The following is a 12,245-nucleotide window of genomic DNA, read 5'->3' on the forward strand; positions in this document are numbered from 1 at the left end:
GGGTGTCGAGAACGCGATTCGCGTGCGGTCGTTGACTCCCTCGCAGAATCTGCCTCGTCAGCGAACGTTCATATCCGGCGAGGGGGTACCCCTGAGTATGCATCCCACGGCACGCAATTTCGCCGACCAAGTACACGATTCTCACGGGTTCGAAGTGACTATCGAGGAGTTTCCGGAGGGAACCAAGACGGCCGACGACGCGGCCGCGGCCGTCGGCTGCGACGTCGCCCAAATCGTCAAGAGCATCGTGATGCGCGTCGGCGACGAGACGGTTGTCGTCCTCACGAGCGGCGCGAACCGCGTCGACGAAGCCACGCTCGCCTCCGAGTTCGGCGTCGAACAAGGCTCGGTTCGAAGCGCCAACCCCGGCGAGGTGAAGGAGGCGACCGGCTGGAGCATCGGCGGCGTGCCGCCGACCTGCCACGCAACCGACTGTCCCGTCCTCGCGGACCCGACGTTCGAGTCGTTCGACCGGATTTGGGCCGCCGCGGGAACGCCCGAGGCGGTGTTCCGACTCACGCCGGAGGACCTTCAGACACTTTCGGCGCCGCGATTCGTCGACGTGTTCGAGTGAGGCGGGGGCGAAACGAGCGGACCTCCGGCAGGCGGTTCGCGCTCGCGCCTTCGTTCTATTTTGCCGGGCGCGACGAGAGCAACACCACTATGTCCGCTGTTCTGTTCCATCGGTACTAACGGAGAATCGCTGGAGAGAAAACGTGGGGCTATCGGAGAGCCACGGCTGGTTCGTCAGGCGAGATAAACTCTCCTTTCGGAGAAAATGATTACTGGATGTGACCTTCGCGCCGGAGCTGGTCCGCGTCCTCGCCGGTGTATCGCCATTCGATGTTGGCTTTCTCGTCCTGCCAGTCCCACGGTTCAACGAGCACGACGTCGCCCTCGTTGATCCACGTGCGGTACTTCATGCGGCCGGGGATGCGGCCCATGCGGTTCTTTCCGTCTTCACAGCGGACTCGGACGTGATTGCCACCGTTGTGCTCTGTGACGACTGCGAACAGCTCGTTGTCGTTGGGCATTCGAAGGTTTCGACGCCCTTGATTTTCACTCACGTTTTTGCTCGGACCCGGAGACGGATAACTTATCGGATACTCGTGATACCAAATGTCATGACGTTGAAATCGCGGTGGCGGCGGTTTCGAACACCACGTTGTCCGCTGTTTTCCGACAGATTGGCCGCCGGTAGAGGTTGGTTCGCGGTCACACACCATGTGGTTTCGCTCGAGGCCTCATTTTGGGATACCGGTCGCGGTCGGTCATCGCCGAGTCGTCGCTGAAGCGTTCGGACGCGTCGCGGGGGTTCGAGGATTCCCCAGTAACACCACTATGTCCGCAGTTGTTCGTCGTCTCGGCCCCTGCAAAGACGCTTTCTCCGAGTCGCGAGGTTCCACCGAGCCACGGAGGACAGATATCGTCGGTAGACGAGGTATCGGTAGACTGAGTCACCGCCACAGTATCACCGCTATCACCGCCGCGGTTGTCCACGTCCTTCTCGGTCACGTGTTCTCTCTCAGAGCGTTCATAGGAGTCAAGCGGAGCGAGGAACGAGAGTCGAGAGAACGGGTGTTCGGGTGAGCAGGCGAGCGAAGCAGTCGGGTCGACCCCGTCGTGTGAGAACTAACGACGCGTTTGTGTGGTAATCGCTTCAGTACGCGTTCCGTGGGTATTACCTGAGAGTGGTTGATTGGAATTGGATTGCCGTTCGTCGGTTAGTGGTTGACACGGACACCACTTTGTCCGCTGTTCTCGGTGCGTGTGAACGTAGGGACGAGGCGGTGCGAAAACGGGGAACACTCACACCACTTTGTCCGCTGTTCTCGGTGTGAGACGGTACCCCCCGTCGCCGTGAGCCGGTCCCCTACTGTCGGGTCCCTATCAACCAAGTTAGTTCAGGAACGTTAGAATACGAATGAAAGTGGCCGTCCTCACACAGCTCCCATACAACTATAATTATTGTCTGTATTACGGAGTTAGTTTAATCTATTGTATATTAAATCTTTCTCTATATCAGAACACGCGGCTCCGTCCAGTTGTTCCACCTGTTACCTTCGTTTCCCAGAACAGCGGACAAAGTGGAGGGGGTGTGTCCCCGCCCGAGTATATAAAACACGAGAACAGCGGACACTCCGGACGCGGTGGTTTTATCAACGAAGTGGTCGAACCGTGATAGTATGCCCCTATTCGAGCGGGACACCGAGATCTATCGGGACCGGGACGCCCTCCGCGAGGATTACCAACCCGAGGAACTCGTGGGGCGCGACGAGGAACTCCGTACCTTCCAGGCTGCGCTGCAACCGGTTATCAACGGCGAGCAGCCCAACAATATCTTCCTCTACGGGAAGACCGGCGTCGGCAAGACCGCCGCGTCGCGGTACTTACTCGGGCACCTCCGCGAGGACGCGAGTCACTACGACGACATCGACCTCAGGGTCGTCTTCCTGAACTGCGACGGACTCACGAGTTCGTATCAGATCGCGACCCGACTCGTCAACGAGTTCCGGTCGGAGTCGAACCAGATTAGCACGACGGGTTACCCGCTCGGATCCGTCTACGAGATGCTCTGGCAGGAGCTCGACGACTGCGGCGGGACGATAATCATCGTTCTCGACGAGATCGACCACGTCAACGACGACAGCATCCTCTATCAACTCCCGCGAGCGCGGGCCAACGGGAACCTCGACGCGGCCAAAGTCGGTCTCATCGGCATCTCCAACGACTTCTCGTTCCGCGACGACCTCTCGCCGAAGGTCAAAAGCTCCCTGTGCGAACAGGAGATTCACTTCCCCGCGTACAACGCGAAGAACCTCCGCGCCATCCTCGAGCAGCGCGCCAAGGTTGCGTTCCGCGAGGGCGTCCTCGCCGACGAGGTGATTCCGCTCTGTGCCGCCTACGGCGCGAAAGACGCCGGCGACGCCCGCCAGTCGATCGACCTGTTGATGAAAGCCGGCGATTTGGCCCGCGACGACGACACCGACCGCATCGAGGAAGAACACGTGAAACGCGGTCGGCGCGCCCTCGAGCGCGGCCGCATCAAAGAGGGAATCAACGGGCTGACCGAACACGGTCACCTCGTCCTCTACTCGCTTCTGACGCTCGAACTGGAAGACGAAACGCCGATTCGCTCCCGCGACGTCCGCCCCCGCTACACCCGCTTTACCGAACTCGCCAACCGCGACCCGCTCGTCCCGCGACGGATGCGCGACCACCTCAGCGAGCTCGCGATGCTCGGAATCGTCTCCGTCACCGAGCGAAACGAGGGTCGACGCGGCGGGACGTACCGCGAATACGCCCTCGATATGGACGTCGGGCTCATCGTCTCGGCCATGCGCGACACTATCGAACTCGTGGGCGTCCACGAGACGGTCGAACCCTTCCTCGACGGCGAGAAGACGAGCACGCTCGACGATTTCATCCAGCAGTAGGTGACCCGACTGAAGTTACTGCGGACATGATGGTGTTTGTCTCGAACCCACCTCCGCCGGAACGGCTCTCTGCCGTGTTTTGGAGGCGGTTGCTACTTCGACTCGTTCCTCAAAAGCATGCGTTCGTTCGGATTCGCCGGCCGTTTTCGTTACCGGTTTCCGACTGCTCGGAACACCACGATGTCCGCAGTAAATCGGCTATTTTCGCCGCTTATTCGAACAGCGGACAGTGTGGTGTTCCCAACTTACGCGACCGGCTGTTCACCAGGTAGCGGCCATCTCCGCGGCTCGCCGGCGGTACAACAGCGGACATACCGGTGTTCGGTGTCGCGCCTTTCCACGTTCGAACGCGACGTTCACTCCGCGTCTACGACAACAGCGGACGCCGCGGTGCGCAGCCGTCGTTTTCTCCGCTCCGCTGTCGATTGTCATCGGGCGTTTCGATAACCGGGCGGCAGGCTGTCGGTCTCGAACACCACACTGTCCGCTGTTCTCCGGACGTTCGAGCCGGTTTTGTTCGACTCTTCGGCTTCTCACTCCTCGCGAGTTTCGAGGACGGCGTCGGCGATTTTCTCGGGGTACTCGGCGGCGACGCGGACGAGAGCGTCGTGGAACTCGCGGCCGGTCAGGTCGCGCACGTCGTATTCTCGGCGGAGGTACGATTCGACTTCGAACTCGGCGTCGTCCAGTCGATCGAGCGTCGCAGTCCGGACGTAGATGCTCTTCGCGGTCGTCGCCTCGAACTCGAACGCCGGACCACCCGCTGTCTCCGTCGCCTGCTCCGTCTCGCCGGCGCTTTCCACGCCGTCTTTTTCCGCGGTCGACTCGACCGGCTCTCCGGGTTCGTCGCGTTCGCTGCTCTCGGGGTCCTCGCTGCTTTCGCTCGCGTCGTCGCTCTCGCTCGCTTCATCTGACTCCGAGTCGGTTTCGGGGTTCGAGTCGGGCGCAGAGTCGCCCTCGGACTCGGCTTCGACCGCTGGTTCGGGGGCTGACTTCTCGGACCCGTCGGGGGCGTCTTCGTCCGGGGTCTGCTCGTCGTCGAGTTCTGTGTCTGGTTCCGATTCCGATTCCGATTCCATCGCCTCGCCGAGGCCGGCGAACCGGTTTTCCTTAGGCATCGTCGGTCCCTCCGCGCTCGACGATTTCCGCGAGTTGGTCGAGTCGGTCGAGCATGTCGTTCGACGGGTCGTACTCCCGGAGGGTTTTCCCGTCGCGCCAGGCGCGACTGAACGCGATTCGGTGTCTGATTCCCGGCCCCTTGGAGTCGGGGTCGTCGAACAGGTCCGAGCGGGCGAACGGCGGGATGAACTGCTCGAAGGGGGAGTCTTCGAGGTCGCGGATGATGCGCTTTTCTTCGTTGTTTCCGGTGAGGTCGTTGGGGACGATAGCGAGGATGTCGAGGTCGACCTCGCGGCGAATCGGCCCGATTTGCTGTTCGAACATCCGCTCGAAGCCGCTCACGCTCGGCTCGCTCATGAGGAGCGGAACGACGACGTTCCCGGTTCCGATGAGCGCCGCGTCGGACAGCGGGCCGAGGCTCGGCGGCGAGTCGATGACGATGTAGTCGTAGTCGTCGTCCAACAGCGGGTCGACGATTCGGCGGCGGACCCAGAGCACGCCGAACGTCGAGTTCCGGACTCGGTCTTCGATGTCGTCGAGGTCGACGTGGGCGGGAAGCACGTCGAAGGCCTCGCGGTCGCGTATCACTTCGCGCACGTCCACGGGCTCGTCGTCGGTCAGCACGTCGCCGACGTTCGGCTCCGACGACTCGTAGGCGTCTTTCATCCCGACGCCCTCGGTTGCGTTCCCCTGCTGGTCGAGGTCGACTAAGAGCACGTCGCTCCCCCGCGCGGCGAGCGCGTCGGCGAGGTTGATGGCAATCGTCGTCTTTCCGACGCCGCCTTTCTGGAGAGAGACGCTCACGGCTCGCGACATCTATCGAGCCTCCTGCGGGGCGCGATGTTCACAAATTGTACACAGTCTACGCTGTGTCTGCTGTTTGAGCGGTGCAAACTCCGTCTGAACTGTGGACTGTGCGGACATTTGAGGGACTTGAACGGACCTTCCGCGGCGTACCACATAATTTTATCCACGACTTTTGAACCGTTGGGACTGTTTCTACATTCTATAATTTCTACAATGTCTACAAATTTTAAAAATTGTAAACTGTCGCCTGCCGGTATCCGGTGATTCGCCCGCGCTCTCGGTTTGTGGACCGTTTCAGCTTCGTCCGAGGCGTTCGGTTTCCGAACGCCGTTCGCGTTCTGCGAAGCTTTCACACTGTGCGAATCGTTCGCGGTGTAGACTACCTCAACACTCTACAACCTCTACAATTCATACAAATTTCACAATTTGTACAAATTGTACACAGCTCGAGACCCGCAAGCGGTGCAAACTTCCCAGACGGCTTCAGATTCGCCCGCCGTTCGAACCGTTTGGACTGCTTCGCCAGTTCGCACTCTCTTCGCTGTCTCCACTGCGCTCGAAGTTCACGCTCTCCTCGCAGTCTGCACTGTCACCGCGGTTTACACCTTCCTCGCAGTCCGCCCGGTGTCGACTGTGCGAACTTCGTTCCGACCGTCGCGCGATTCAAACTGAACCGAAGAAAGCGATATTCAGCGTCTCTCGCCCGCAGATACTGCGGACACAGTGGTGTTGTCCGCCGTCTCGGCTCAGTTGGCGAGTTTGTCGGCGAACTTCTCGCGGACCTTCTCGATTTTCGGGCTCGCGTGGAACTGGCAGTACGCGTCGTCGGGGTTCTTTTCGAAGTAGTCCTGATGGTACTCCTCGGCCTCGTAGAACGTCTCTAACGGGGCCAACTCCGTGACGACCTTGTCGTCGTACTCCTCGTCGAGGGCTTCGACGTAGGCCGACGCCTGTCGCTCCTGTTCGTCGTCGTGATAGAGGACGATAGAGCGGTATTGCGTTCCCACGTCGGGGCCCTGTCGGTTGAGCTGTGTCGGGTCGTGGACCGCAAAGAACACCTCGAGCAGTTCGTCGTAGCCGACGGCCACGGGGTCGTACTCCACCTGCACGACCTCGGCGTGGCCGGTGTTCCCCGAACAGACCTGCTCGTAGCTCGGATTCTCCGTCTTCCCGCCGGCGTAACCCGACGTGACTTCGCTGATTCCGTCGAGTTCCTTGAACGCGGCTTCGACGCACCAGAAACAGCCGCCGCCGAACGTCGCAGTCTGTGTGCTTCCCATAGGCCCGGTTACGTCGCCGAGGAATTAAGCCCCGCGGCGGGGGCAGTCGCGGCCGAGGTCTGGTGCTCGCCGACGACCGCCGACCCACGCCGGCGCTCCGACGAGCGAGCCCCGGACGCGTCCGTGGGTTTTCCCGACCGGAGTGTACCCGAAGCCAACATTTAACCGGCCTGTCTGTCAGCAATTACTATGGAAGATGTATTCGTCGCGAGGCTCATGTCCACGACCCTCCACACGGTCACCCCAGACACGCTCGTCGAAGACGCGGCGCAGTTGATACTGGACAACAACATCAGCTCGGTCATCGTCGTCGACGAGGACAACCGGCTCGAAGGTATCCTGACGACGACCGACTTCGTCGACATCGTCGCGAAGAGCCAGCCGAAAGCGCAGACGACCGTCGAGCGCTACATGACCACCGACGTGATTACCGCGGGAGCGCAGGACTCCATCGTCACCGTCGCGGAGTCGATGACCGAACACGGCTTTCACCACATGCCCGTCGTCGACGACGAGGAGGGCGTCATCGGGATGATTACCACCTCGGACCTCGCGGCCTACCTCTCGCAGACCGGACAGCTGGCGCGGTCGTAACGCGGTCTTCCCCCTGCCGGTAACTCCGCGTTACTCTACCTGTTCGGAGAGGCTCTCGACGACACTCGCCAGCCGCGGGTCCGTCGCGTGGCCGTGGTGGACCGCCAGGGGCGAGACGCTCACCTCGCCGTCGACCATCGCGCGGCGGTCGCTCCCGACCGGATAGCGGTCGCGGTGTTCGTCGCCGAGCGGGAATGGGTTCTCGAAGCCGACGGCGTCGGGCCACGAAACGTCTTGGAGCCGGACGTAGACCTCGTCGTCGTCGAGGCCGCCTTCGCGGTCGCCGTCCGGGAGCGCGCCGGCGTCGGCGTGGTGGTCGACCTGCTGGTCGTAGTCCGCGAAGGGGCGGGTCACGCGCATCCGGGGACTCGGCACGTCGGCGGGGGCGTTGACGTTCAGGAGGTCGACCTCGTCGAACACGTCGGTCCCGAAGACGCGCTCGGTCAGCGCACGGGCGACCCGGGCGGGGCGGGAGAAGTCGTACTCCTCGGGCGGGTGGCAGAAGAAATCCCGCGCGTGGTAGCTGGAGACGGCGATGGCGGGCGTCCCGAGGAACGCGGCCTCGACGCCCGCGCCGACGGTCCCCGACCGGCCGACGACGTAGTTGCCCGCATTCGGACCGTCGTTGATACCGGAGACGACGATATCGAAGTCGGCGTCGAGGCCGCGGAGCCCGTAGGCGACGCAGTCGGCGGGGGTCCCTTCGAGGGCGTACCCCCACGGGTGGTCGCGGCGGACCGCGTGTTCGTTGCGGGCGCGGCCGACGCCGCTTTGATTCTCGGCGGGCGCGACGACGGTCACGTCGCCGACGGCGGTGAGTTCCTCGCGCATGGCGGCGATGCCGGGCGCGTCGATGCCGTCGTCGTTGGTGAGGAGGATTCGAAGCGGAGACGAGGAGTCGGTCATCTAGTCGTGGATTTCTGTCGGTCGTCGTAGCTATTCCGGATTCGGACTCAGAGAGGTATTCGACCGCCGCGTCGCCGTCGGCAGCGGGCCGTACTCCGCGTCGTCGATGGTCGCCCGCCAGTACGGCAGGTCGCCCGGTGGGAGGTTCCACGCCACCTCGGCCGCCGTGGGCACGCGCATCCCGTCCACTTCGCGGTAGTCGCTGAAGTATCCCGTCCACGGGCACCGCTCGTACTCGCCGTCCCCCGTGTCGCGCCACCGGTCCGCGGTGACGCGCACTACCTCGTCGTTCTCGTCGAAGTGGAACACGACGGTCGCGGTCGACCCGCGATACTCGAGCGTCGCGCGGGCCGAGCGGTCGTCTCTCGGTTCCCACCTGACGCCGTGGCCGGGGAGGAACGCGGTCGGGAACCAGACCATCTCGGCGAGGTAGCGGGCGAGTTCACCCTCGTCCAACTCCGGCGACGGCGGGGCGTCCGCGACGGTGACCACCGAAAGTAGCTTCGCCTCCAGCGACCCCGCACCGCCGACGAAGGCGTCCACGACTCGAATCGGAAGGAACGGCGCGAGGTCGATTCGGGCGTCCCAGACGAACCCCGGCGGGTCGACCGTGTAGTGTTGGGTCGCGGTCATCGGCTTCCACGGCGAGTCCGCGTCGCCGAGTCTGAACGCCCCCGTCTGGCGGAGCCGGACCGACTGAACCCGGCGGGGCTCGCCCGGAAGCACGCGTTCGAGATACCGGCGAACTGGGGCGGGCAGGCCGCTGAGGTCGGCCTCGTCGAGCGTCTCTCCGTTCTCAGTGTCGTCCGTGGTCGTTTCGGCGTGTTCTCGCTGGAGTACGTCGAGCAGTCGCGCGGCCGTACCGTCGGTTCGCGCCCGAACCGCGGCGAGGAGAGCGCCGACAGCAAGAACACCGACGACAATCGCGATGCCGAGTCGTCCGGGGGTTCGCGTCCGTGACATACCGGACGATACGCGAGAGACGAATATGAGTCTCGTCGTGACTCTCGCGGACTGACACTGGCCGCCTTCGGGCCGCGGGCGAACCGTCGCTAACGACGCCTCCCCGGATTTCTGTCAACGGTTCGTCCACAAAATCGAGATACTCACGAACGCGTGAATATAATTCAAACGATGACTTTATGTAATTAAGTTCGTACTAACGAACGAATGCGCACCGAACCGATGCGGCCGGCATGCCGGGCACCCGCCGCCATCGCGGTTAATCTCCCGTTAATTCGTCTGTTTTCGGCAGATTCGACTCCGTCGTGGTCGACGGCTTCTCGGTCTTCGACCGCCACGACGGCCGCGAGCGATGCGGGTCGTCGCCTCCCCCGGTCCGCCTTCTCTACTCGCCGTCGTACTTCCTCGAGAGCGCGCCCCGACTGTCACGCCGACCGACCTGTCTCCCCAAGCGAGGTGGGCGTTGCGTGAGCCACGTCGGTGAGACCGACGACGTGCCGTGGGACGACGTGGGCTTCGTCATCAGCTCTCGCTACCGGGTCTCGGTCCTCGATAGGCTCTCCGAGGGGCCGGCGACGCCGACGCAAATCGCCACCGACTCCGAGAGCGCGGTCGCTCACGTCTCGCGGGCGCTGCAGGAACTCAGAGACCGCTCGCTCGTGGAACTCCTCGTTCCGGAACAGCGTCGAAAAGGGCGGGTGTACGGCATCACCGACGACGCCGAGAACATCTGGGACGTCATCCAGACACAGCAGATGACGTGACTGCGGCCGTCTCGCAGTTTTCTCACGGACGGTGCGGCGCGTCGTGCGACCCGGTGATTCACTTCGTCGCGATTCGCTCCGTCCCCTTGTTCAGGAGCTGGTAGGTCCGCTTGGCGAGGTTCATCCCGACGCCGGTCGACTCGACGACGTAGTACGGGACGAGTTCGCCGCCGAACTTCGACTTGTAGTTGCAGAGCCGCTCCGTGTTCGCGCCGACGAGGTCGTACTTCGTGACCGACGCGAGCGCCTCGTCCTCGACGATGTCCTCGATGATGGTCCAGTGGAGCAGGCTGTTGATGCTGACCCCGTCGTACTCGCCGCGCGCGCCGCCGAGCCAGAAGTAGCCCACCTCGTCCGAGAAGGGGACGATCATCCCGCTGAGGTACTTGCCGTCTGGGTCGCGGGCGACGTACACGCGACACCGGTCGCCGAGGTTCTCGACCAGCGACTCGACGAACTCCCACGGCATCCCGAACGGTTCGTCCTGTTCGTCGTACCGTGAGACCACGTCGTCGTAGACGACGCGAGCGCCGTCGAGCCCTTCGTCCGCGATGGTGATGTCGAGTTCGCGCGCCTGTCGAATCTCGCGGCGGAGGCTGCTGCTGAACTGGGCCTGTATCTCGTCGAGCGAGCGCCCGCCGAGGTCGAGCCGGTAGGTGAAAGCGGGCTTGACCGCGAAGCCGGTCCATTCGAACGGGCGAGGGTCGAGGTACGCCGGCGAACACAGCAGGCGGACGAACGTCCGGTTCGAGCGGATGCCGAGTTCCTCGACCACGAGGTCGGCGAACTCGCGGTTCACCGACTCGTAGGCGCTCTGTTTCGGGCTGTTCGGCATCATCACCGGGCCGATGTACGGAATCGCCATCGCCGGCGGCGGTGAGACGACGACCCGTCCGAGCGGGTTTCGGCGGACGAACGTCGGGAACAGCGCGACCGGTTCTTGGCCCTTGAAGACGCCGAACAGGTGCATTTCGCCGTCGAAGTGCTCGTCGATAGCGGCGAGCACCGCGGGGGTGTGGAAGACTTCGGTGCCAGACGAGGGGAGCGCGGCTCCCCACTCGTCGAGGCTCAGGGGTTCGATACGGAGTTGTGACATGTGTCGTAGTCGTGTGATTGGATGGTCGTCGGGCGGTACGTCGGGCGGGTCGTCACCGGTGGAGGAACCCCGAGACGAGTCGCGACGGGAGGCTCGTCCCGTTTCCCCGGGACAACATCTCGATGCCGGGTCCGAGACGGCTCTTGTACAGGTGCGCGATGGTTCTGACCGGGAGCGCGCCGTGCTCGATTTGGTAGAACGTGACGAGTTCGGGGTTGTACTTGCTCTTGTAGCGGTTGAGCCGGCGGTTGTTCGCGCCGACGAGGTCGTAGCGGCGCATCCCGGCGGCCATGCCGTCGCGCATGATGCGCCAGTCCAGCAGGTCGTTCACGTCGATGCCGAAGTCCCGCTGGGGCCGGACGCCGCCGAGCCAGCGGTAGAGCGTGTCCCCGTACTGGAGGACGAGAATCCCGCTCACGAACGTCCCGTCGTACCGGAAGACGTAGGGCCGGACCTGCCCTGCCGGGAGCGAGTCGTACAGGTCCATGACGAACTGCGGCGGCACGTCGAACGACAGGTCCTGTTCCTCGTAGCGGTCTTTGACCAGCGTGATAATCGAACAGATGTCGTCGCGGTCGCCCTCCTCGATACCCGAGACGAGCTTTCGACCGTCGCGGATGTTCCGTCGGGCGCTCCGGCTGAACGACATGAGGAGGTCCTCTTCGCCCCGGGTCAGGTCGACGTTGTAGGTGTACTTCGGCGACACGTCGCAGCCGCTCCACAGGAACGTCCGCATGTCGGTGTAGTAGTCGCCGACGCGGACGTGCGTGTAGTTCGGGCCGATGTGTTCGTCCAGCCACTCGGTACAGCCGTCGATGAACTGGTTGCGGCGGCGCTCGAACTTCCGGCTCTTGATGTTGCCGGCGTCGAGCATCACGGGCCCGAGATAGGGGACGCCGATGTGCGGCGGCGGCGAGAACGCCGTCTTGACCAGTCCCTTCCGAATCTCGAAGACGGGGAACAGGCCGACCGGCTCTTCGGTCTTGAAGCCGACGAGCAGGTGGAGCTTCGAGTTCGAGTACTTCGCCTGGAGCCGCAGCGCCTCGTACTGGTGAAAGAGGCTCGCCTGACTCGACCGCTCGACGTACGTGTCCCATTCGTCGCGGTCGCGGTGGTCGAACTCGGTAATCTCGATGGTCATGGGTTGAGGGGTGAAGGGAGTTCGTACTGCATCCGTTGCCACCGACAACGCCGGCTGTGGTCGACGCGTCCGGTCCGGCCGGCCCGACCGTACCGACCGAAATCAGCCGACTCACCCGCCGACTCTGCGGCCCCGTAA

The 12,245-nt window shown here is 63.3% G+C and carries 13 protein-coding genes; 4 read left to right on the forward strand and 9 right to left on the reverse strand.

The window, feature by feature from the left end; genetic code table 11:
• Positions 1-97 precede the first annotated feature (97 nt).
• Positions 98-574 (forward strand): YbaK/EbsC family protein, encoded by a 477-nt coding sequence (locus C5B91_RS15535; protein WP_049913476.1) that lies wholly within the window; start codon positions 98-100, stop codon positions 572-574.
• Positions 575-782: 208 nt separating this feature from the next.
• Here C5B91_RS15535 and eif1A read toward each other — a convergent pair whose 3' ends face one another.
• Both eif1A and C5B91_RS21945 read right to left on the reverse strand, forming a co-directional pair.
• Positions 783-1,067, reverse strand: a complete 285-nt coding sequence (eif1A, locus tag C5B91_RS15540) for a translation initiation factor eIF-1A (RefSeq protein WP_081909257.1) — start codon at positions 1,065-1,067, stop codon at positions 783-785.
• 148 nt (positions 1,068-1,215) lie between these two features.
• On the reverse strand, positions 1,216-1,515 hold the full coding sequence (locus C5B91_RS21945) for a hypothetical protein (protein ID WP_147298791.1): 300 nt from the start codon (positions 1,513-1,515) through the stop codon (positions 1,216-1,218).
• 671 nt (positions 1,516-2,186) lie between these two features.
• Here C5B91_RS21945 and C5B91_RS15545 point away from each other — a divergent pair.
• Complete coding sequence (locus tag C5B91_RS15545) at positions 2,187-3,437, forward strand: orc1/cdc6 family replication initiation protein (protein WP_004978076.1); 1,251 nt, start codon at positions 2,187-2,189, stop codon at positions 3,435-3,437.
• Positions 3,438-3,970: 533 nt separating this feature from the next.
• On the opposite strand, the gene C5B91_RS15550 is transcribed toward C5B91_RS15545, so the two are convergent.
• The 3 genes from C5B91_RS15550 to msrA all read right to left on the reverse strand — a co-directional run bounded on the left by C5B91_RS15550 (position 3,971) and on the right by msrA (position 6,643).
• Complete coding sequence (locus C5B91_RS15550; protein ID WP_049968882.1) at positions 3,971-4,555, reverse strand: hypothetical protein; 585 nt, start codon at positions 4,553-4,555, stop codon at positions 3,971-3,973.
• Positions 4,548-5,372 (reverse strand): ParA family protein, encoded by an 825-nt coding sequence (locus tag C5B91_RS15555; protein WP_008094106.1) that lies wholly within the window; start codon positions 5,370-5,372, stop codon positions 4,548-4,550. Before C5B91_RS15555 ends, C5B91_RS15550 begins: the two co-directional genes overlap by 8 nt.
• A 737-nt stretch (positions 5,373-6,109) precedes the next feature.
• Positions 6,110-6,643, reverse strand: a complete 534-nt coding sequence (gene msrA, locus C5B91_RS15560; RefSeq protein WP_008094107.1) for a peptide-methionine (S)-S-oxide reductase MsrA — start codon at positions 6,641-6,643, stop codon at positions 6,110-6,112.
• A gap of 189 nt (positions 6,644-6,832) precedes the next feature.
• Between msrA and C5B91_RS15565 the strand changes: the two genes are divergently transcribed.
• The gene (locus C5B91_RS15565) at positions 6,833-7,237 is read left to right on the forward strand and encodes a CBS domain-containing protein (RefSeq protein ID WP_042665409.1); all 405 of its coding nucleotides are present in this window, start codon (positions 6,833-6,835) and stop codon (positions 7,235-7,237) included.
• A 30-nt stretch (positions 7,238-7,267) separates the two neighbouring features.
• Here C5B91_RS15565 and surE read toward each other — a convergent pair whose 3' ends face one another.
• Together surE and C5B91_RS15575 are read right to left on the reverse strand one after the other, a co-directional pair.
• The gene (gene surE, locus C5B91_RS15570; RefSeq protein WP_008094112.1) at positions 7,268-8,143 is read right to left on the reverse strand and encodes a 5'/3'-nucleotidase SurE; all 876 of its coding nucleotides are present in this window, start codon (positions 8,141-8,143) and stop codon (positions 7,268-7,270) included.
• 30 nt (positions 8,144-8,173) lie between these two features.
• Positions 8,174-9,106 (reverse strand): DUF6544 family protein, encoded by a 933-nt coding sequence (locus tag C5B91_RS15575; RefSeq protein ID WP_115819972.1) that lies wholly within the window; start codon positions 9,104-9,106, stop codon positions 8,174-8,176.
• A gap of 467 nt (positions 9,107-9,573) precedes the next feature.
• Here C5B91_RS15575 and C5B91_RS15580 point away from each other — a divergent pair, with 467 nt between their 5' ends.
• Entirely contained in the window at positions 9,574-9,870 is a 297-nt protein-coding gene (locus C5B91_RS15580) for a winged helix-turn-helix domain-containing protein (RefSeq protein WP_049905314.1), read from the forward strand.
• Positions 9,871-9,928: 58 nt separating this feature from the next.
• Here the strand turns inward: C5B91_RS15580 and C5B91_RS15585 are convergent, their stop codons facing one another.
• Together C5B91_RS15585 and C5B91_RS15590 are read right to left on the reverse strand one after the other, a co-directional pair.
• Positions 9,929-10,966: a GNAT family N-acetyltransferase gene (locus C5B91_RS15585; protein ID WP_008094119.1), complete on the reverse strand. Its 1,038-nt coding sequence runs from the start codon at positions 10,964-10,966 to the stop codon at positions 9,929-9,931.
• 52 nt (positions 10,967-11,018) lie between these two features.
• Positions 11,019-12,107: a GNAT family N-acetyltransferase gene (locus C5B91_RS15590; RefSeq protein ID WP_008094120.1), complete on the reverse strand. Its 1,089-nt coding sequence runs from the start codon at positions 12,105-12,107 to the stop codon at positions 11,019-11,021.
• Between the last annotated feature and the right edge of the window lie 138 nt (positions 12,108-12,245).

Source organism: Haloferax sp. Atlit-10N (assembly GCF_003586325.1).
Taxonomy (GTDB): Archaea; Halobacteriota; Halobacteria; order Halobacteriales; family Haloferacaceae; genus Haloferax; species Haloferax prahovense.

Excerpts from the sequence above, each read along its gene's own strand:
- C5B91_RS15535 (WP_049913476.1), top strand. The coding sequence starts at position 98 with ATGCATCCCACGGCACGCAATTTCGCCGACCAAGTACACGATTCTCAC.
- C5B91_RS15545 (WP_004978076.1), top strand. The coding sequence starts at position 2,187 with ATGCCCCTATTCGAGCGGGACACCGAGATCTATCGGGACCGGGACGCC.
- C5B91_RS15550 (WP_049968882.1), bottom strand. The coding sequence starts at position 4,555 with ATGCCTAAGGAAAACCGGTTCGCCGGCCTCGGCGAGGCGATGGAATCG.
- C5B91_RS15555 (WP_008094106.1), bottom strand. The coding sequence starts at position 5,372 with ATGTCGCGAGCCGTGAGCGTCTCTCTCCAGAAAGGCGGCGTCGGAAAG.
- msrA (WP_008094107.1), bottom strand. The coding sequence starts at position 6,643 with ATGGGAAGCACACAGACTGCGACGTTCGGCGGCGGCTGTTTCTGGTGC.
- C5B91_RS15565 (WP_042665409.1), top strand. The coding sequence starts at position 6,833 with ATGGAAGATGTATTCGTCGCGAGGCTCATGTCCACGACCCTCCACACG.
- surE (WP_008094112.1), bottom strand. The coding sequence starts at position 8,143 with ATGACCGACTCCTCGTCTCCGCTTCGAATCCTCCTCACCAACGACGAC.
- C5B91_RS15575 (WP_115819972.1), bottom strand. The coding sequence starts at position 9,106 with ATGTCACGGACGCGAACCCCCGGACGACTCGGCATCGCGATTGTCGTC.
- C5B91_RS15585 (WP_008094119.1), bottom strand. The coding sequence starts at position 10,966 with ATGTCACAACTCCGTATCGAACCCCTGAGCCTCGACGAGTGGGGAGCC.
- C5B91_RS15590 (WP_008094120.1), bottom strand. The coding sequence starts at position 12,107 with ATGACCATCGAGATTACCGAGTTCGACCACCGCGACCGCGACGAATGG.